The sequence below is a fragment of the Wenyingzhuangia sp. 2_MG-2023 genome, from assembly GCF_030548295.1.
In the GTDB taxonomy this organism is placed as follows: Bacteria; Bacteroidota; Bacteroidia; order Flavobacteriales; family Flavobacteriaceae; genus Wenyingzhuangia.
Genome location: NZ_JAUOSB010000005.1, coordinates 144,576 through 166,269, shown reverse-complemented (window position 1 = coordinate 166,269; position 21,694 = coordinate 144,576). Strand labels below are relative to the sequence as shown.

Below are 21,694 nucleotides of genomic sequence, written 5' to 3'. Positions count from 1 at the left end.
ATATTTGCTGTTTGTGATGTGTGTAAAAGTACAATTATTTGTCTGTTAACGAAAGTTAAGATATTAACAATTATTGTACCTAAAATGATGGAATTGCTTCTAATTGTTAACAACTCTTGTATATGGACTAATTAAAGTTTATTAGGTATGTTTTTTAAAATTTCGATTAAAAATGACCAGAATTTCTGAACAGAACTAATGCTTGCTTTTTCATCAGGAGAATGTGCTCCTCTAATGGTTGGTCCAAAAGAAATCATTTCCATATTTGGATAAGGTTTTCCTATAATTCCACATTCCAACCCAGCATGACAAGCATTTACATTCGGTTCGCTTTTAAACATTTTTTTGTAAATAGAACTCATACTTGTTAAAATATCAGAAGTAGGGTTGGGTTGCCAACCTGGATAATCTCCGTCTGTGTGAACCGTGTAATTTCCCAATTCAAAACAAGATGTTAATTGATTTACCAAATCTTGTTTTTCAGTTTCAATAGAAGATCTTGTCAAACAAGCAATTTTCATTTTTCCTTCTTGTACGTTTACTGAAGCCAAATTGTTAGAAGTGGCTACCAGATCAACAATGCTAGGGTCGTAGGTATAAACTCCATTATGACAAGCATACAATACACTAATTAGTTCTTTTTGATCATTGTCAGACAAACCTGTTTTAGCAATATCTGTTGATGTCAATTGAATATTTAAATTAGGTTCTTTAACTTTCCATTCGTTGCTAATTTTAGTTGCCAGTGATTGAAAAATGTTTTCAAGAACATCATATTTTGCAATACTAATGGTGCATTCAGCTTCTCTAGGAATGGCATTTCTCAAACTTCCTCCTTTTAACGCTGTAATTTGAAAATCAATACTTTTTTGTAGTTCGTACAAAATACGAGTCAATAGTTTGTTAGCATTTCCTAATCCTTTGTGAATTTCAATTCCAGAATGCCCACCTTTCAAACCATTTACAGTGATTTTATAACAAATAGCATCGTTTTTTGTAGGAACAGGAGAGTATGTTTTGATAGCGGTGACATCAACTCCACCAGCACAACCAATGGTGATTTCATCATCTTCTTCGGTATCTAAGTTTAATAAAATATCCCCAGAAATAAACCCTGTTTGCAATTCAAAAGCTCCTGTCATTCCTGTTTCTTCATCTATGGTAAACAAAGCTTCTAGTTCAGGATGTTCCAATTCATTGCTAGCAAGAATTGTCATAATGGTTGCTACTCCCAAACCATTGTCTGCACCCAAAGTTGTACCATTTGCTTTTACCCAATCTCCATCTACGTACATTTCAATTCCTTGGGTGTCAAAGTCAAAAACAGTGTCATTGTTTTTTTGGTGCACCATGTCTAAGTGCGATTGCAGTGTTACTTTTTTTCTATTTTCAAATCCTGTCGTTGCGGGTTTTTTAATCAATACGTTTAACGCTTTGTCTTGAAAAGTTTCTAAGCCAAGTTTTTTTCCAAAAGTGACCATGAAATCAGAAATGGCTTGTTCTTTTTTTGAGGCTCTAGGAATGGCATTGATGGAACTAAAGTGATTCCATATTTCTTTAGGTTCTATATGTGATAGTGGTTGTTTCATTACAATTCAATAATAGTTTTAGACAATGGTTTTCTTACTTTTTTTTCTTTGGCCATAAAATCGTCTTCGGCCCTAAAACCAACAGGTAAAACCAATACAGATGTCAAACCTTTTTCTGTTAGGCCTAAGATTTCATCGTATTTAGAAGGAATAAAACCTTCCATAGGACAAGCGTCGATTTTTTCTACAGCGCAAGTTGTTAGTAGATTTCCCAAAGCAATGTACGCTTGTTTGGTAAAGTAAATATTTTTGTCTACTGTAGATTTTGTTTCAAATTCGTGAATTAAAAAATCTTTAAAAGGTTTGAGTACTTCTTCGGGTGTGTTTCTAATTTGTTGTACCAACTCAAAATATTCGTTAACATTATTACTGTCAAAATTGATTGGGTAACAAATAACCAACAAATGAGATGCATCTATCACTTGTTTCTGGTTGAAACTAGCTTCTAGTAATTGTTCTCTTAAGTCAGTGTTTTTTACAATTACTAAGTTCAGAGCTTGCAATCCATAAGAAGTAGCGGTTAAATTAAACGCCTCTTTTAAGGTTTGTAATTGTGTTGAAGAAATTTTTTTGTTGGGGTCAAATTTTTTGGTTGCGTAACGCCATTGCAGACTTTCTATGATGTTCATGTGGGTTTGTCTTATTTCATAGCAAAAATAAGGTATTTATTTTTTAACTTGATATGTTCAAAACGCAGATTCTCAAAAAGCTATGAAAGAGTCTTTTCTACATTTGGTTTGGCAACAACAGTTGTTAGAGACCACAAAAATGACAACAAGTCAACAAGAACCTATAAAAATCCATCAAAAAGGTGTGTTGAACACATTACAAGGACCGGATTTTAGCAATGCCTTGATAGAAATCAACAATCAAAAATGGGCTGGAAATATAGAAATACACGTAAAATCTTCGGATTGGTATGCACACAAACATCAGGAAGACAAAAATTATCAAAATGTGATTTTACATGTGGTGTATGACCACGATGTAGAAGTTTTTGATCAGTATAGTAACCCAATTCCAACGTTGGAATTGAAAGGATTGATATTTCCATTGGTAATAGAGAATTACCATCAATTAATGAATACTCCACATCAATGGATTTTTTGTGAAGCTAGTTTTAAAAACGTAGATTCTTTTGTTTTAAAACATTGGCTGGAGCGTGTGTATGTAGAACGATTGGAACGAAAAACAAAAGAGGTTGAAGCTGTTTTTGGGATAACAGGAAACGATTGGGAAGCCACTTTGTTTTTAACAATGGCAAAATATTTTGGAGGAAATTTGAATGGAACTTTTTTTATGGATGCGTTTGCTCAGGTAGATTTTGCCACAATTAGAAAAACATTGGTGAATAAAACAGCTTCATCTTTGTTGTTTGGACTGGTTGGTTTGTTAGAGGATGAAGAGATAGAAGATTCTTATTACCAGAATTTAAGAAAAGAATTTGCGTATCAGAAACAAAAATACCAATTGCAAAATTTGACATTTCCAAAATTGCACTTTTATGGTTGTCGTCCTCAGAATTTTCCTACCATAAGATTGGCTCAATTGATCGCCTTTTATGAGACATATACTTCTGTTTTTGTTCGTTTTTTAAACATGGGGACTGAGGTTGATACGTACAAACAATTGTTTGATATAACAATGGAGTTGTATTGGCAAATGCATTACAATTTTGACAAGTCGTCTAAAAAATCACCCAAAAAAATAAGTAAGAGTTTTGTGGATTTGTTGTTGATAAACGTTGTGGTTCCTGTTTTGTTTTTACACAAGAAAACAAAAGGTGAAGATGCTACTAATTTGTTAGAGTTGATGTATCAAATTCCCGCAGAAAAAAATACAATTGTAGAGAAATTTAAACAAATAGGAGCAGAGTTTAATTCAGCTTTGGAAACTCAGGCTTTGTTGACTTTAAAAAAAGAATATTGTAATAAGGAGCGTTGTACGGAGTGTACCATCGGGATTACCTGTGTGCAGACTTGATATAAGTATCTCGGTTTCGTTGTATAAAGTGTATGAATTTATAAAAGCTTAAAGAGTTTTAAATCTTTAAGCTTTTGTATGAATTTAATGTGAATTGTCTTTAATAGAGTTTAGGGAATTGAGTAGGTTTTGCTTCGTGAAAAATGGCATATACTTTTTCAAAAACATCATCGTGAGAAGGTTTAGAAAAATAATCACCATCACTACCATACGCAGGTCTGTGTTCTTGTGCAGAAACACATATAGGTTTGCTGTCTAAATAGTTGTAAGCATTTTGTTCGTCTACTACTTTTTGTAAAATGTAAGCGGAAGCTCCTCCAGGAACATCTTCATCTATAATGGCCAAACGATTTGTTTTAGCAACACTTTTACTAATATGATGATCTAGGTCAAAAGGCATCAAACTTTGCACATCAATAACTTCTGCATTGATCCCTACTTGAGCCAATTCGCGAAGAGCCACTTCCATGACTATTTTTAAAGTAGAACCATAAGAAACTAATGTAATGTCTGTTCCTTCTTTGATGGTTTCGGCATAACCAATCGGGGTTAAAAACTCACCTAAATTGTTTGGTTTTTCTTCTTTCAAACGGTAACCGTTCAAGTTTTCTATCACAATGGCAGGTTCATCAGTTTGTAACAACGTATTGTAAAATCCTGCTGCTTTGGTCATGTTTCTGGGCACTAACAAATGCATTCCTCTTAAGCAACTTAAAATAAGAGCCATTGGGGAACCAGAATGCCAAATTCCTTCCAATCTGTGTCCTCTAGTCCTTACAATTAAAGGAGCAGTTTGTTTACCATACGTTCTGTAGCGTAAGCATGCCAAGTCATCACTTAAGGTTTGTACAGCGTATAATATATAATCCAAATATTGAATTTCAGCAATAGGTCTTAAGCCTCTTAAAGCCATTCCTATTCCTTGTCCCATAATGGTTGCTTCTCTAATTCCAGTATCGGCAACACGTAATTCGCCAAACTTGTCTTGTAAACCTTCTAATCCTTGATTTACATCTCCAATTTTTCCAGCATCTTCACCAAAAATAAAAAGATTGTCGTGTTTTTTTAAGAGTGCTTCAAAATTATCTCTGATGATGATTCGTGCATCAACAATTTCTTTTTCGGGAGCATAAGTTGGTTGTTTTTCTGCAATCGTAGAAGCTCCTTTGCCAAAATCGTTCAATACTTTAGAGCTGTATTTCTCTTGAGCAATTGGTAGATTTTTTTGCAACCAATTCTGTAATAATTTTCTGCTAGGAATGTTTTCTTCTCTAATGTAGCTCAACACCTTTCTTGCAGTTCCATATATTTCTTTACGGTGAATTTCTTTCAATCCAGCCAAATCATTTCGCAATTTTAGAATAAAATTTCTGTTGATGCTTTCTTCACAAACTTTGTCTAAAATTACAATCAAGCTATCTTCTTCTTTTTTTAACGGAGCTAAAAATGCTTCCCATGCTTGTCTTTTTGCAGCAGAAACTTCTTGTCTAGCTCTTTTTTCAATGGCAATCAATTCACTCTCGTCATCTACCAATTTTAATTCTAAATCGCCATCAACCAAATCAAATGCTAAAATCCATTCACGCATTTTTTTGATACAATCGAAATCTTTTTCCCATTGCAAACGTTCAGCACTTTTATAACGTTCATGAGATCCTGAAGTAGAATGACCTTGAGGTTGTGTAACTTCACTAACATGAATCATAACAGGTACATGTTGTTCTCTTGCTATTTCTGATGCTTTGGTATAAGTTTCTATCAAGTTAGAATAATCCCAACCTTTAACGTTAAAAATTTCTATTCCTTTTGTGTTTTTATCTCTTTGAAAACCTTTTAAAACTTCAGATATGTTTTCTTTAGTAGTGTGGTGTTTTTGGTGTACTGAAATTCCATACTCATCGTCCCATATACTAGCAACCATGGGAATTTGCAAAACTCCAGCAGCATTGATAGCTTCAAAAAAGTGGCCTTCACTTGTACTGGCATTTCCAATGGTTCCCCAAGCAACTTCGTTTCCTTTATGGCTGAATTTTTCATATCCCTTTTGAACCGTTTTTTCTTCTCTGTAAAGTTTAGAAGCATAAGCCAAACCTACCAATCTAGGCATTTGTGCGGCAGTACAAGAGACATCAGAAGCAGTGTTGTATTGTTTGGTCAAATTTTTCCATTCTCCATTTTCATCTAAACTATGAGAAGCAAAATGACCTCCCATTTGTCTACCTGCAGCAAAGGGTTCATGATTGATGTCTGTATGAGCATACAAACCTGCAAAAAATTGTTGAGGAGTCAACTCTCCTAAGGCAAGCATAAAAGTTTGATCTCTGTAATAACCCGATCTCCAATCTCCTTTTTCAAAAGCTTTGGCCATAGCTATTTGTGGCAATTCTTTACCATCTCCAAAAATTCCAAACTTGGCTTTACCAGTCAACACCTCTTTGCGACCTAGCAAACTACATTCACGACTTAGTACAGCTATGTAATAGTCATTTAAAATTTCTTTCTTAAATTGAAGAAATGTTAGTTCGTGTTCGCTTTTTGAGTCAACAGTAATAGGCATCTTTTATCACAATTTGTAAGGTGCAAAGTTAAACAATTCTGAGCGGAAAGTAAAGTTTAAGTCTTTATTGCTCTACACAATTGTTAAAACAGTTGTTGTTTTAAAAACTTAACAATTGGTTGTGCTTTTAAAGTGATGACAAAACGAACGGTGTTCCAATAGTTATCTTGTTGAGGAACAAAGCCTTCCTTATTGTATACGGGAAAATACAATTCAAAAATATCGGGAATAAAGTTCAAGCGAATACCACTTTCGTAATCAAAATGAGAAGGATGATTTTTGTTTTTTAACAAAGAAACATTGTTAAATGCCTCTACCCATCGCCAGATTCCAACACTCGTATTGATACTCGTTAGCCATTGATTGGCAAAACCAGGACTGTTTTGAGACACAAATCCACCCTGCGCTTTGAAATATTGTTGACTTAAAAGTCCTGTTGCTTCAGATCTTCCTAAATAAGGCAATTCAAACAAATAATCGTTTGCTGTGTGCTGATTAAAACTAAAATAATTACTATTTGTGTGATTTCTCAGAAAAACTCCTCCAAAAAAACGAAGTTCCAAAGGTCTTTTACTATTGGTCAAATGGCGGTACCTAAAATCTAAATTTAATTTGCTGAATTTAGAAGCAAACTCAGTATTTACATTGAGTCGGTAATCATGAATCAGTTTGTTTTTTCTGTACAAATAATCAAGTTTGAATAAGTTGTATTGATCTTCGTCGGTTTGCTCAATTCCTTTGGGCACATCTTTGTCAATATCTAAAAATAAAGCTGTTATTTGATTTTGACCAAGTGCTCTAAAGTTTTTTTGTTTGAAACTGATGGAGAAGTGTGGGGCCAATGTATTGTAGTTTAAGTCTTCGGTATAGTGATAATTGCTTCCACCAATCCCCACATTCATTTTGTAAATATTTGTGTTTTCGGGATAGATGGAATAATCTAAACCAAATCCACCCGTCAAACTTTTGCTTTGTGTGCTAAATGTAGGTTTGATAGAGTATTCAAAATTCTTTCTCATAAAAGCTTGATTTTGAATGCTCATTCCTAGAATTACACCATCGTAATAATTGTAAGTAGCTTCGGGTTTAAGAAAAACTTGATGTTTTCTTGGGTTGTTTAAATCCTTTAATAATTTGATTTGCAAAGGACGTTCAAACAGTTTAGGGTGTTTGTTTTTCCAGTTGTTTCGGTTGTTTATTTCGGGATATATATTTTCGTAATTCAAAACAACTTTGTCTAGACTGTCATTTTTAATTTTAATTTTTTTCAAATCCGAAAATCCATCAACCCATGTTTTGTTAATGATATCTTTTCCTTTCAAACCATAAACTAGTACAGGGGTTTGAATGCTTCTTTTGTTTTTTAGTGTTACGACTACACTGTCTTTTTCAAATTCAGCATCTTCTATTTTATAATCAATTTTTTTACGAGTGTTAAGCCATTCTTTTTGAAACCAAGCAATGTCTTTGGATGTGTTTTTTTGCAAAAGAGACAAGAAATCTTCAGCGGTAGTTTCTCTGTTTTGATTTTTGTGAATAAAATCAGCAATGGTACTATTTAGTGTTTCTTTTCCAACATACGATTCTAAAAACAAAAAACCGATTCCTGCTTTGTAGGGGGATGTGATTTTTTTGTTAAAATTAGAAAGGTCTTTTAAAGGGGTGTTTAAACTCTGATCCAAATTTTCTCTGGCAGTAATTTGATGTAGAATGGAAAATTTATAGGTAAAATCTTGTTTGGCAATGTGCATGCTTTTGATTCCCCAAATATTGGCAAGTCTTCCTAATATTTTTACGTTTGGAAAGTAGGTATCCATGTATTGAATAAACAAATACACTTTTAATCCTTCTGATAGCCAATAATCTTTATTTTGATTCAAAGAAAGTGTTTGTGCTAAGTATTCCGAAGACAAAGCGTTGAAAAATTCAGCTTCCCATTTAAATTGATCCGTAAAAGGATGGAGTTTATTTGGCAAGTATTTCAATTCATAAATAGGATTTCTATCGTATGTTTTTTTCTCTATCAAAAGTTGATGAGGCGGATTTTTTTTTAAATGATCTTTTAAAAAAAACATCATTTTTTGCATGGCTATTTTTTGTTGCTCAAGGCTAATGTTAGAAGAAACAAAATTGGTTAGGATTGTAGAAGGATAGGTGTGCGCTTCTAAATAGGAATTTAAAAACGTAATACTAAGATTTGCTTTGGTTTGATTCAGCCCTTTTAAATGATGGTTGATAAATGTCTTTTCTGTTTCTAGATGAGTTTCAAAATCGCTATAAACGTGGTATCCAACAGGTGTTTTTAGATGGATAAAATAATCACTAGGACTGTTGTGTTGATAGTTGAGGTTTTTATGTGTATCCATTTCCCATTGCTGGTCATAAACAACAGGAGATATGTACCAATCTTCTAAATAATAATCCAAATCACGGTTTCCATTTCCTGTAAATTTTGCATCTGGAATTTTAACGATGTAATCTATCTCTATTTTTAAACTGTCTTTTGGAGCAAGTTTTTCATCTAAATCAATAACTATTATGTCTAGATAGTTTTTTGGAATATGATACTTAGCAGTTTGTTTGTCAATTTGTAATTGATGAATTTTACTAGAACCTCTATCACTTTTTTTGGAAAAGTAAAAATCAGTTTTGTAATCTTCTAAGAGTCTTTTGGCTAGGGGAGTGTTGTCGTTTTTATAACTATTTCCCCAGTTTTTTAAGACTATTTTATGCAAGGAATCTTTGCTGTGATTGTAATACGTTATTTCTTGCTGAATAGAAAGGCTCTTTTTTTTAGGAACAAGTTCAGCGTTTATAGTCAATTGATTTTTTTGACTATAAACGCTAAAAGATAGGATAAAAAGGAAAATGGTATAGCGTAGTTTCAATCTTAGAAGTTGGGCTTTAATTTGTATTTGTTGTAAAAATTGTTTAGGTGCTCAACAGCTTCATCGGCAGTGTCTACCAAACGAAAAAGATTCAAATCTTCTGCATGTATAGTTTTGTGTTTTTCTAACAATTGATCTTTGATCCAGTCTAGCAAGCCAGCCCAGTAAGATTTACCAACCAATACAATAGGAAAACGACCAATTTTTTTGGTTTGAATCAAAGTGATGGCTTCAAACAATTCATCTAAAGTTCCAAAACCTCCTGGCATTACTACATATCCTTGAGAATATTTCATGAACATTACTTTTCTAACAAAGAAGTAGTCAAAGTTGACACTTTTGTCTCTGTCTATCCATGGATTGTTGTGTTGTTCAAAAGGAAGATCAATGTTCAATCCTACAGAAGTTCCTCTTCCTTTGTGAGCTCCTTTATTTCCAGCTTCCATAATTCCAGGGCCACCACCTGTTATAATTCCAAATCCATTTTGTGTAAGTTTACAAGCAATTTCTTCTGCTAATTTGTAGTTTTTGTGATCTGTTTTTGTTCTGGCAGATCCAAAAATACTTACACAAGGGCCAATTTTAGCCATGCTCTCAAAACCATTGACCATTTCGGACATAATCTTAAATACCGCCCATGAATCATTGGTTTTTATTTCATTCCAATCTTTTTGTTCAAACTTTTCATAAATTCTATTCTCTTCGTGTTCAGAGTGTTCTTTCTCAGTCATATTTGTATTCATTTCTATCATTATGATAACTCGATCAATATACAAAAATTGTGTAAAGAATACTTTAGGATTGCATTAAGCTATTTTATAAAGTTTGTAGTCGCTATAGAGTTTAATTAACGCAGCAACAGACCATGCTTGTTGAATACAACCTCTTCCATCAAAAGGATGATCTCCGTCAAATATTTCGGAAATGGTGTGTAGTCCATTTTGATGATAAAAATGATCTTGAAGTGGTTGCAAAGCTCTGAGAACTTTTTTCTTTGCTGCTTCAGATTTTTTATGTGTTTTTAAATACGCTTCCCAATAGTCCATCAAAATAAAGGTCCAAACCGTACCTTGGTGATAAGCTGTGTCTCTTTCCCATTTGTTACCTCCGTAATGTCCTTTGTAATTGGAATCGTTTGGGTCTAAAGTGCGCAAACCAAAATCAGTGAGTAATTTCTCTTCCACCATTTTTACAATTTTCTTTTCTTCTTTCAACGTCAATAAAGAAAAGGGCAAACTCACTACATAAATTTGATTGGATCTAAAGCTGCTATCTACAGTTTTATTCGGAACCACAACATCGTTCAAATAGCCATTCTCGTTCAGAAAATAGGTTTTAAAGTTGGTTGTTATTTTTTTTAGAACTTTGGAAATGTTGCTTTTTACGGGATGGTTGCATTCTTTTGCAAGTGTTTCAAAAATTCGCAAAGCATTGTACCATAATGCGTTAATTTCTACGGGGCATCCCATTCTAGGAGTTACCACATATCCATCAACCAAAGCATCCATCCATGTCAATTGCACACCGTCTTGTCCGCCAGACAAAAAACCTTCGGGAGTTGTGTGAATGTTGTAGCGAGTTCCTTTGATGTGTGTGGTTAGTATTTTTTCTAATTTTTTGATGTGTAATTGTACAAAAGCCAAATCGTCAAATTTTTGACGGTATTCGTATAGTGCAATAAACATCCACAATGTTGCATCAATGGTGTTGTATTCTATTTCTTGTTTCGAAAAATCAGGAAAACGATTGGGCAACATTCCTTTGTCTACATATTTTAGAAAAGTAGACAATAGAGATTTTGTTGTTTTTTGGTCTCCAGTAGCAATGGTCAATCCACGCATGGCAATCATGGTATCTCTTCCCCAATCTGTAAACCAGTGATAACCTGCAATAATGGTTTTGGATTTGGTAGAATTTCTTTTTACAATAAATTGATCTCCAGAAATTAATAAATCATTATAAAATACATTTTTAGTTTCCTTACTTTTTAATTTTTTTAGATGTTTGAGTGTTTTTTCTTCTAATTTTTGATACTCTCTACCCACCATTTTAGCATCAGTAGTAAAGCTTATTTTTATTTTTTGTCCTGGAGCCAACGCACAAGTTATGTAACCAATTCTATACAAATCTTCTTGATCTCTTTCACCTCTGTAATTTTCTTTAGAAAGTTGAAAGTTTTTGTACCATGCTCTTTTTTCTATAAATTTTCCTTGAGACCAATCCCAATAAACGGGATTTATTTCTTTAGAAAGTGTTACTTCAATATGATTCTCGTTTTTTTGATATTCAAAATGATGTGAATTTTTGGTAAAATTTCCATGATAGTCTTTGAATTCCCACAGAGGGTGCAACTCCAACTCAAAAGTATTTGTTCCTGTATTTTCATAAGTAAGTACAGTGGTGTTACTGCCGTGAACCATAAAAAGTTGTTTTTTCAGCTTCCAATGGTCTGATTGGTATTGCCAAGTAGCAAAAGGTCTTCGTGTAAACTCCGTTAAGTATTGCTGTCCTGTAGGATGTATAATGTTTGGATATTGGTTTACAGAAAGGTCTGAATACACATCGTCTAAAAGTATGCGTTCTTCTATTTTTCCTACCAAATTTTTTCGATCTGTTGGCGGGTTGAAAGGAGCTACCAACAATCCATGATATTTACGTGTATTAGCTCCAGTAATGGAAGATGAAGCATAACCTCCAATTCCATTAGTTTCTAACCACTCAAGATTCAACAACTCTCCAATTTCTTTGTCTGATGTTTTCATAATCTAATCTTTTAGATGCAATTTTAGCAATCATGACATATGTTTTAAGACATGTCTTTTTCACCTTCTTAAAGATACCAATAACCTAAAAAGTTTTGGAGTTTTCTTTTTGATTTTTTTGATCTAAAATTAGTTTCGATTTATCTTTTAAATAGTTAATTTTTAATGTTTAAAGTTCCTTTTTTAAGAATTTAGCAGTGTAGCTTTTTTTATTTTTAATAATTTCTTCAGGAGTTCCTTCGCAAACAATTTTTCCTCCACCTTTTCCTCCTTCAGGACCAATGTCTATAATATAATCTGCCAATTTAATCACATCCATATTGTGTTCTATCACCAAAACGCTATTTCCTTTGTCAACCAATTTTTGAATGACTAACATCAACACTCTAATGTCTTCAAAATGCAAACCAGTAGTAGGTTCGTCCAAAATATAGAATGTATTTCCAGTATCTCTTTTAGAAAGTTCTGCAGCAAGTTTTATTCTTTGCGCTTCTCCACCAGAAAGGGTTGTGGATTGTTGACCTAGTGTAATGTATCCTAAACCAACATCTTGAATGGTTTTGATTTTTCTGAAAATTTTAGGAATGTGTTCAAAAAAAGGAACTGCTTGGTTGATGGTCATTTCCAAAATATCAGAAATAGATTTTCCTTTGTAGCGAATTTCCAATGTTTCTCTATTGAAACGTTTTCCTTGACAAGTTTCACATTCAACATGTACGTCTGGTAAAAAATTCATTTCTATCACACGCATTCCACCACCTTCACATGTTTCACATCTACCCCCTTTTACGTTAAAAGAAAAACGTCCAGGTTTGTAACCGCGAATCATAGCTTCTGGTGTTTGAGCAAATAGGCTTCTAATTTCGTCAAAAGTTTTGGTGTACGTAGCTGGGTTAGATCTAGGTGTACGTCCAATAGGAGATTGGTCTATATCAATTATTTTATCAATATGTTCTAAGCCTTCAATGCTTTTAAAAGGTTGAGGTTTTTTAACACCATTGTAAATATGTGCATTTAAAATAGGGTAAAGGGTTCCGTTGATTAATGTAGATTTTCCACTTCCAGAAACTCCTGTTACACAAATCAACATTCCTAAAGGAAAACGAGCGGTTACGTTTTTTAGGTTGTTTCCGGTAGCTCCTTTTAAAATCAATTCTTTTCCGTTTCCTGTTCTACGTTTTTCAGGAAGATTTATTTTTTTTCTTCCAGTTAAATAATCAGCAGTTAAAGTGTTTACTTTGGCAAACAAATCGTAAGAACCTTCACTTACAATTTCTCCACCGTGCACACCAGCACCAGGTCCGATATCAATTACATGATCGGCACGTTCCATAATGTCTTTGTCATGCTCTACCACCAAAACGGAGTTTCCTACATCTCGTAATTGTTCTAAAGATTTGATTAATTTTTCATTGTCTCTTTGATGTAAACCAATACTGGGTTCATCTAAAATATACAAAACACCGACAAGCTGAGATCCAATTTGAGTAGCCAGTCTAATACGTTGTGCTTCTCCACCAGACAATGATTTAGACGTTCGGTTGATGGTCAAATATTCCAAACCAACATCTAATAAAAATTGAATTCTAGTTCTTATTTCTTTGGTGATTTCGGAACCAATTGTTTTTTGTTTGTCACTTAATTTATCATCAATAGTGTCAAACCAATGAGCCAACTCACTTATGTCCATTGCTGCTAAATTCCCTAAATCATAACCATCAATTTTAAAATAAAGAGATTCTTTGCGCAAACGACTTCCGTTACATTCGCTACAAATTACATCGTTCATAAAGTCTTTTGCCCAGCGTTGAATACTTTTAGACTCTGTATTTTGGTGTTGATTTTCAATAAAAGAAACAATTCCTTCAAAGTCTATTTGATAAGTTTTGGTAATTCCAGCAACTTTAGAGGTAACGTTGATGTTTTCTTTTCCTCCGTTCAAAATCATGTCCATAGCTTCCTTAGGAATTTTATGGATAGGATCTTCTAAACTGAATTCAAAAGCACTGGCAATGCTTTGCAATTGTTTAAAAATCCAAGAATTTTTTTGAGGACCTAAAGGGATGATTCCTCCTTTTTTGATAGAAATACTATCGTCTGGAATTACTTTTTTAAAATCAATTTCTGCTACATTACCTAATCCATTACATTTTGGACATGCACCTTTTGGAGAGTTGAAGGAGAATGAATTTGGTTCTGGTAACGGATAAGAAATACCAGTTGTAGGACACATTAAAGCTCTACTAAAATAACGAGGTTTGTTTTCGTTAAATTTTAAAACCATTAAAACACCATCACCAGCATACATGGCTGTTTTGATAGTTTCTTCCAATCGCTTTTCTTGCTCTGCATTGATGATGAGTCTATCAATTACAATTTCAATATCGTGAGTTTTGTATCGATCTACTTTCATTCCTTGGGTAACTTCCAAGATTTCACCATCCACACGAACTTTTCCAAATCCTTGTTTTCCAATTTGCTCAAAAAGTTCACGATAATGTCCTTTTCTAGATTTTACCACAGGAGCTAGAATCATGGTTTTTTCTCCGTCAAAATCTTCTAAAATTAATTGTTTGATTTGTTCGTCGGAATAGCTCACCATTTTTTCGTTGGTGTTGTAAGAGTACGCATCTGCAACACGAGCGTACAACAAACGTAAAAAGTCATAAATTTCCGTAATAGTTCCAACAGTAGAACGAGGACTCTTGTTGGTCGTTTTTTGTTCAATGGCAATTACGGGAGAAAGTCCATCAATTTTATCCACATCAGGTCTTTCCAATCCTCCTAAAAACTGACGAGCATAAGCAGAAAAAGTTTCAATGTATCGTCTTTGTCCTTCAGCATAAATGGTGTCAAAAGCCAAAGAAGATTTTCCACTACCACTCAATCCTGTGATAACCACAAGTTTATCTCGTGGTATTTTTACATCAATATTTTTTAAATTATGGGCTCTAGCTCCCAATACTTCTATGTATTCGTTTGTTGCCATGTGTTTTTTGCAAAAAGACGAAGTTAAGATTTTTTGCTAGTATTTTGAAGGTGTGAGAGTTTCTTTGCTTTTAAGAATACATATTTTAGATAAGGAGCAAAAAAAAAGAGAAACCTCAGGTTTCTCTTTTTTGTTTCAAACAAATATAATTGTTTGTGTTTTTAATACGCTCTAGTTTAGTTTCCAAGTACGAACCCAATCGTATTGTGTAGTTCGTTGTTCTTTGGTACCACTTTTTACCAAACCACCATCTTCTGGTACAGGATTCCAATCGTAGGTTTCAATAGCCATTTGTATAAAAGCTGGCATGTCCCATTCCACAGTTGGATTGAGCGTATAAGTGTATTTACCATCTAAAAAGAATAGAATTTCTGTTGGTGATTTCCACCAAGCACCATATACGTAAAAGCGTTCATGATTTTTTGTTTCGGTTAAGACCATTTTTTGTACACGTTCACTTTTGGGATGACAATCAGTGGTTCTGTGTATTGCGTTAGAATGATAAATTTCATCCCAATTTTTTGCCCAATCTTCGGTTTTATCAGTTAATCTACCCACGCATTCTTGAATGTCTAATTCTTCTTTTTTTTCACAGTCGTATTTGGTCATCAGCCAAAAAGTAGAAGACATTACGGTTGCATTGGCTTTCATTTTACACTCTATATAATAGCCTACTTTTGCAGGGTGTATAGATCTTACAATAGCACCTTGGTAGTTAAAAGTTTTGTTGTTTTTTACAACTGTTTTTTTGAGTTGACTAACGGTTACATTAAGAGAACCGTTTTTAACTTTTACATTTTCTTCTCTAAACAAACCAGGTGGTCGTCCATCCCACATCCAACCATTTCCGATAGGATTTTTTTGCCATTTTTTTTCGTCTAATTTTTTTTCATCAAAATTGTCTGACATGTTTTCAACAGGTACCCACTTTTTATGTGTCGGTTTTGGATCTGTTCCAGTTGCAAAATAAGGAGATGTTTGAGCTTGATTTTTTTGTGTAACTAACAAAAAACTAGCAACTACTAAAATTAATTTTTTCATACAATAGAATAAGTGAGTGAATAGTATCACGAATATATTGTTGATTTATTTGGGCTAGGGTGCACAGTGTTTTACATTCTACCACAAATGATGAATATTCTTAGAAAGCACATTTGAGATGTACTATATCTCAGGTTTATGATCATCAACCATCAGTCTGTTTTTAGGTAATAAAATGGTAAAGGTTGTTCCAATATTTTCTTCACTAACAAAACTAATGGTACCATTAATCAATTCTACATAGTGTTTTACAATATTAAGTCCAAGCCCAGTACCTTGTATGTTTTCTGTGTTTTCTGCTCTAAAAAACTTTGAAAATATTTTGTTTTGTTGTGCTTTGGGAACTCCAATACCATGATCTTGAACTTTGATAGAAATTTTTCCATCAATTTCTTCAACAAGTAACATAATGTCTTTTTCCGAATATTTAATAGCATTAGACATAAGATTGAGCATAATGTTTTTAAGTATTTTTTTATTTGTAACAATATGTTCAACATCTTTGTGAATAAAGTTGATGTTTTGATTTTTTTTTAGAATTTCTTCAAATTGTTTTAGTAAGTCATTTAGAAAATTTTCTAGGTTAAAAGTATTGTTTTCTGAATCTTCTATGTCATTTTCCAACTTTCCAGAATTCAAGAAAAAATTAAGAGTTTCTACTAGGTCTTGTACAGATGTTCGTATTCTATTAAAATGTTTTTCTCTTTTGTCTTCTTGATGATTCTCACTATATCTTTCAGCAAGATTAGCGCTAGAAAGAATGATTCCTAGCGGGGTTCGCAATTCATGAGAAGCCATAGATATAAAATCACTTTTTATTTTATTCAATTTTTTTTCACGTTCTAAAGATTCACGAAGTTCTAAAGTTCTATTTTTTACAATTTCCTCTAGGTTGTTATTCAATTGGGTAATTTCTTTTTCTTTGTTTTTAAGGTCAGTAACATCTGTACCTACAAATATAATTTTTTCGGCCTCGTTTTTTTGAACTGTATTTATTAGTTTGATTTGTGTAGATTGCCAATTTTCAATGTTTTCTTGAAAATAATTCAGAAGTTCAACCTTACCACTTCGTTTGTTTTTAATAATGTTGTTAAGTTTTTCTAATGTAGCTCTAGAATTTTTACGATTCACAAAATGTCTTCTAAAATCTTGTCCTTTGATGGTAGATAAAGGTTTTCCTAATAGTTTTTCTAAAGCAGGATTGATCCACTCTACTCTTGCTTGAGTATCTGTAATTAAAATACAGTTGTTGCTGTTTTTTACAACGGAAGCTAGTTTTTGTATTTCTTCTTTAGCTTTTTGTTCTTTTTCTTTTGCATAGATAGAAACTCTGGTTAATAAGAGAATTAATGCAAAAAGAAAAAAGGTAGGGATGTAAAAATGTGAACGAATTTGAGCTTTTAGTGCAGCAATTTTATCGTAAGAAACATATGATATAATTTTCCAGTAATCATTACTAGAAAAAAACTGAATAAAATCATTTTCGTGTTTGTTTACAATTTGTTTAAAGTTTAGTGTAAAAAAAGTAAAAATTCCATCCTTGGTCTCTGTTTGTCCGCTGTTTTGATTGTTGATAGTTTCCCAAGAAAAAGGGTGGTGGTTTGAAAACGTTTTGTCAAGTTTATCTGGAAACATAAAGCCCCAATTGTCTTCTTGATTTGGAGACATTAAGTAAAATCCATCGTTGTCAACCAAATAAAAATCACCCAACTGCTGTTGGTTTAGTTCTTCAATTCTTTTTACCAGAGGATTTCCTAAGTAATTTACAATTAAAATACCTGCATATCTTTTATCGCAACCGTATATTTTGCTCCCAACTCTTAAAATTTGTTTGTTAGGTTTTTCAATCATTCCATTTTCAATATTCAAATCAAACTTAGAAAAATAAATATCTTCGTTTTTTAATTTTGAAATTTCTTTAAAATAATATCGGTTAGATTTGTCTTGTAATAAACTATCGGGTGTAAATTTAGGATGCTCTCTATTGTATTCACATCTTAAAATTTCAACACCATTGGTATCTAGAATTCTAATTTGATCGTATATTTTTTTTCGTTTTAGGTATTGGGTAATTTCAGTTCTTAGAGATGTTAATGATTTACCATTTTCACAAGATGTATAACTACTGGTTGAAATAAGATCAGCAAGTAACAAAACATCTCTTTGTACATAGACAAAGTCATTTTTTATTTCATTAACTTGTAATAATAACTTACTTTTTTCTTCGTCTTTTAAGTGTTTTATAGCGCTTTTAACTTCTTTGTTGTAAAACAAAGTTGTAGCAATTATTAAAAGAATTGTTAATAGGAAAGATCGTTGTGTGTATTTTGAAAATAAGAGAAATCTTGGGTTTTCCTGATCAATCATTTATTAGCTTTTTTTTCTTTTAGGAAGATAATTGTTTTTAATATGTTTTCGAGGAAAAAAAGATGTTTTTTAATCTTGATAAATAGTGCTTTAGATCATAGATAATGAATTCTTTTAGCATGTTTTGTTAGTGGTGTTGATCTAAAACTTGTTTTAGGGATTTATAAATAACTTTTTTAATAGCTTCGTTCATTTTGTTTTGAGACGAAAATTTATGATTTACTTCCAATTCTATTCCAGCATACCTTTCTGTAAATTGAGTACGAAGCGTTTTTGTAAAACCATCACTAGTCCCTTTATATGGATAGTTGAAACGAACATTTAGTTCTGGAGCCCTTTTTTTTAGTGCTGCTTTTAGCTGTATAGCTATATTTTTTTCTATCGTTTTAGAGGGGTCGTATAACAATCCTATATCACACTTACGTGTAACTCCTTTAAAAATAGGTGTAAATGTGTGTACGGATAAATGAAGTATTTTTTGATGGCATTGTGATTGACAAGCAATTTGTTGGGCTATCTTATCCCTATAAATAACGTAGTATTGCTGAATTAAAAGCTGTTTCTGTTCTTTGGTTAAACATTTAGAGTATTCTGAAAACAATGCCGGATGATGTAAAGATCGATTCAATTCTATCAACAACCTGCTTACTTCATTACTTTTATGAAAATAAGCAAGTGGTTTTAGAAAATTGTGTAAATCTAAAGCACCAGGGTCATAACCTCTATGTGTTTTTAACACCGTTTCGTGTTTTTGAAAAAGTGAGTCGTAAGCTAGAGGAATTTTGTTGCCTCCATGTTCACAAGAAAGAATAAGCTTCATGCAATATTAGATGTCAAATAAAATGTTTTGCGTTAAACACTCTCCCAAATTGAGATAAACTTTTTTTATGTTTTCTTCGGAAAAATCATGTTGCAAAGCAGTCTCAATTCTGGTAGACAATGTTCCTTTGTTTAATATAATTTCTATAGCTTCTCTATAATGTGGAGCTATGTTGTTCTTGGTTTGTTCGTATAAATGTTTCCAAACATCTTGTACCAAACAATGGTCTCCTAAGCCCAGTTCTTCTAAATATCCAAAATTGGTGATTTCGTAATTTTCACCATATTTTATACAACTATCTAAGATATAAGATAATTCGTTTTGATGCCAATCTTTTTGAGAATTTAAATCTGTAAAAAGATTGGATACTAACAATTTTAAAACTTCAATCACAAAGACCGCAATAGCAATATCCGCTTTGGGACATTCTTGAATATCAATAACTCTAATTTCAATAGCATCTCTATCAAATCTGGCAATGGCACCTCTTGAGTTGACAAAATGATAATCTAAAATTCCATCTTCGTTAAAAGGTTCAATGGCTTTTTGAATAGGAGTGTAGATGCCTTTTTCATAAGCTTCTTTGCTAAAAACTTGTTCTGGAATTACTTTTCCGGCAATAACAGGAATTTCTTTCTGATTGGTTTTGTATTGTTCCAATCGGCTGTCTTTAAATCCTGTAATTTTTCCATCTAAAATAGGTGAACTTGCACACAAACCAGGCAAAATAGGCAATACAATACGAATGGCAGCATGTAGTTTTTCAAATTCTTCGTCATCGTAAAAAGGAAGGTTGATGTGCATGCTTTGTAAATTGCTCCATCCGTGTCCTTTACAATCAAAAATTTGGTTGTACAATTCGTAAATTTCATTAGAACCGTGTTGCCACAATTTGGTTTCTTCAAAAGGGTTCATTAGAGGATGACAAGCAGTACCCAATAATTTACTATTTAAAGATTTTAGCAAATTGTTGATTTCACAAATGTTTTGATGAAAAGTTTCTGCCAGACTATTTAACTCATCGGTAGGTCCGTTGGTTTTAATTTCTACCACATGTGCTACCAATTCGTTGCTCCAACCAATGGCACCATTTTCTATATCGTCTATTAAAACTCCGTTTTTTGCTGTCAATAATTCTGCTACTTTTGGACTCACGTTCATTGTAGTAGTATCAACAAGCATGTATTCTAGTTCTATACCAAATACTTCAAATAAATGATAATTAGCACTCATTTTATTTCAATCTATTTTTAAAAGCGGTTAAAATTTTTGTGTAAATCAAATCTCCATAATACTCATCCTCAACACCTACATCTATGTTTGGGTTGTCGTTAATTTCTATGACCATAGGTTCATTTTGAAACACTTTTATGTCTATTCCGTACAAGCCGTCTCCCATTAATTTGGCAGATTTTACAGCCATATTGATGACTTTTTTAGGCACTTTTTCTATAGATAAACATTCTGAAAGTCCGTCTTGTTCTTTTTTCTTTTTAGCGCTCCAGTTGTAAATTTGCCAATGTCCTTTTGCCATGTAATATTTACAGGCATAAAAAGGTTCTCCGTCAAGTATTCCAATTCTCCAGTCGTAATCAGATGGGCAAAATTCTTGAGCAATAATCAAATCAGATTCTTTTAGCATATCGCCCACCATAAGATCATATTCTTTTCTAGAAGTGGCTTTTTTTACACCAAAAGAAAAGGTTGAGTCTGGAGCTTTTAATACACAAGGAAATCCGATGTTTTCAATTGCACTTTCTTGATTCTCACTATGAATGATTACTGTTTTAGGAGTATGGATGTTTGCATTTTGCAAAGCCTCCGCCATGTACACTTTGTTGCAACATTTTAAAATTGCATCTGGGTAATCTACAATAGCAATAGACTCTTGTTGTGCCTTACGGGCAAACATATATGCTTCGTTGTTCACTTCGGTACTTTGTCTAATAAATAACGCATCAAAAGAGGTTAGTTTAGATAAATCTTTAGGCTGGATAATTTCAGTATAGATGTGCATTTTTTCAGCAATTTCCATAAACTTTTTTAAGGCTTTGCTGTTACTCGGAGGTGCAGGATCATTAGGATTTATCAAAATAGCCAAATCAAAATTGTATTTGATCAATTTAGGTTTGTCGTATCTTTTTTTAGAAAAATATTGATTGGCAAATAATTTTACACTCTCTATGTGTTCCATTGGGATTTCTGCCTCAGAAATAGCTTTGATGTTTTTTACCTGCCATTTGTGGTTGAATACAAAATTGACACGAACCAACGGAACTTGAAAATGCTTGTAAAATAAGCTACTCAATTCCTTGTATTTTTGTGCTACGTTTTGTCCAAAATACACACTCAATGTAAATTCTTGAGACTTGATATTTTTCAAACTTTGTTGAATGACATTGTCAAACTCTTCAGATAAAATCTTAACGATTTTTAAAGTGTTTAAATCTACTAAGTTTTTAACAGTTGGAGAGACTAAATGTCCTCTAGCTTCGGCTAAAAGAGATACATAATACCCTTTAGATTGATAACTGTAATCTTTACAAAGATTAAAAATTCTAGTCTTTTTAATCAGAGCATATTCTGGGTTGGTAAGGTACTCTTGCGGAGTGATTACGTTGATTGTGTCAATCGAAAAATTCCATTTTTCAGGTTGATTTACAACAATGTATTTGTTCATTGAATGGTAGCTGTCATG

Annotated in this window: 13 protein-coding genes; 1 reads left to right on the top strand and 12 read right to left on the bottom strand. The window is 32.8% G+C overall.

Features of this window, described 5'->3' with window-relative positions; all coding sequences use genetic code 11:
• Nucleotides 1-131: 131 nt before the first annotated feature.
• Together Q4548_RS08245 and Q4548_RS08240 are read right to left on the bottom strand one after the other, a co-directional pair.
• Nucleotides 132-1,589: an aminoacyl-histidine dipeptidase gene (locus Q4548_RS08245; RefSeq protein WP_303453581.1), complete on the bottom strand. Its 1,458-nt coding sequence runs from the start codon at nt 1,587-1,589 to the stop codon at nt 132-134.
• A complete protein-coding gene (locus Q4548_RS08240) occupies nt 1,589-2,218 on the bottom strand; it encodes an NAD(P)H-dependent oxidoreductase (RefSeq protein ID WP_303453578.1) in 630 nt (209 codons plus the stop codon). Before Q4548_RS08240 ends, Q4548_RS08245 begins: the two co-directional genes overlap by 1 nt.
• 82 nt (nt 2,219-2,300) lie before the next feature.
• Here Q4548_RS08240 and Q4548_RS08235 point away from each other — a divergent pair, with 82 nt between their 5' ends.
• Nucleotides 2,301-3,572 carry a DUF2851 family protein gene (locus tag Q4548_RS08235; protein WP_303453576.1) on the top strand — a complete coding sequence of 424 codons (1,272 nt, stop codon included), beginning with the start codon at nt 2,301-2,303 and terminating at the stop codon, nt 3,570-3,572.
• A 100-nt stretch (nt 3,573-3,672) separates the two neighbouring features.
• Here Q4548_RS08235 and Q4548_RS08230 read toward each other — a convergent pair whose 3' ends face one another.
• From Q4548_RS08230 to Q4548_RS08185, 10 genes are all read right to left on the bottom strand, one after another.
• Complete coding sequence (locus tag Q4548_RS08230) at nt 3,673-6,129, bottom strand: thiamine pyrophosphate-dependent enzyme (RefSeq protein ID WP_303453573.1); 2,457 nt, start codon at nt 6,127-6,129, stop codon at nt 3,673-3,675.
• Nucleotides 6,130-6,212: 83 nt separating this feature from the next.
• Nucleotides 6,213-8,951: a M1 family aminopeptidase gene (locus Q4548_RS08225; RefSeq protein WP_303453572.1), complete on the bottom strand. Its 2,739-nt coding sequence runs from the start codon at nt 8,949-8,951 to the stop codon at nt 6,213-6,215.
• A gap of 68 nt (nt 8,952-9,019) precedes the next feature.
• A complete protein-coding gene (locus Q4548_RS08220) occupies nt 9,020-9,748 on the bottom strand; it encodes a TIGR00730 family Rossman fold protein (protein WP_303453570.1) in 729 nt (242 codons plus the stop codon).
• 75 nt (nt 9,749-9,823) lie between these two features.
• Nucleotides 9,824-11,779 (bottom strand): amylo-alpha-1,6-glucosidase, encoded by a 1,956-nt coding sequence (locus Q4548_RS08215; RefSeq protein WP_303453567.1) that lies wholly within the window; start codon nt 11,777-11,779, stop codon nt 9,824-9,826.
• Nucleotides 11,780-11,948: 169 nt separating this feature from the next.
• Nucleotides 11,949-14,768 (bottom strand): excinuclease ABC subunit UvrA, encoded by a 2,820-nt coding sequence (gene uvrA, locus Q4548_RS08210; protein WP_303453564.1) that lies wholly within the window; start codon nt 14,766-14,768, stop codon nt 11,949-11,951.
• A 171-nt stretch (nt 14,769-14,939) separates the two neighbouring features.
• Nucleotides 14,940-15,809, bottom strand: coding sequence for a glycosyl hydrolase (locus tag Q4548_RS08205; protein WP_303453562.1), 870 nt, complete (start codon nt 15,807-15,809; stop codon nt 14,940-14,942).
• 123 nt (nt 15,810-15,932) lie between these two features.
• Nucleotides 15,933-18,176 carry an ATP-binding protein gene (locus tag Q4548_RS08200; RefSeq protein WP_303453560.1) on the bottom strand — a complete coding sequence of 748 codons (2,244 nt, stop codon included), beginning with the start codon at nt 18,174-18,176 and terminating at the stop codon, nt 15,933-15,935.
• Between the two features lie 127 nt (nt 18,177-18,303).
• Nucleotides 18,304-18,996, bottom strand: a complete 693-nt coding sequence (locus Q4548_RS08195) for an N-formylglutamate amidohydrolase (protein ID WP_303453558.1) — start codon at nt 18,994-18,996, stop codon at nt 18,304-18,306.
• Between the two features lie 6 nt (nt 18,997-19,002).
• Nucleotides 19,003-20,229 carry a glutamate-cysteine ligase family protein gene (locus Q4548_RS08190; RefSeq protein WP_303453556.1) on the bottom strand — a complete coding sequence of 409 codons (1,227 nt, stop codon included), beginning with the start codon at nt 20,227-20,229 and terminating at the stop codon, nt 19,003-19,005.
• Between the two features lies 1 nt (nt 20,230).
• Entirely contained in the window at nt 20,231-21,676 is a 1,446-nt protein-coding gene (locus Q4548_RS08185) for a RimK family protein (protein WP_303453554.1), read from the bottom strand.
• Nucleotides 21,677-21,694 lie beyond the last annotated feature (18 nt).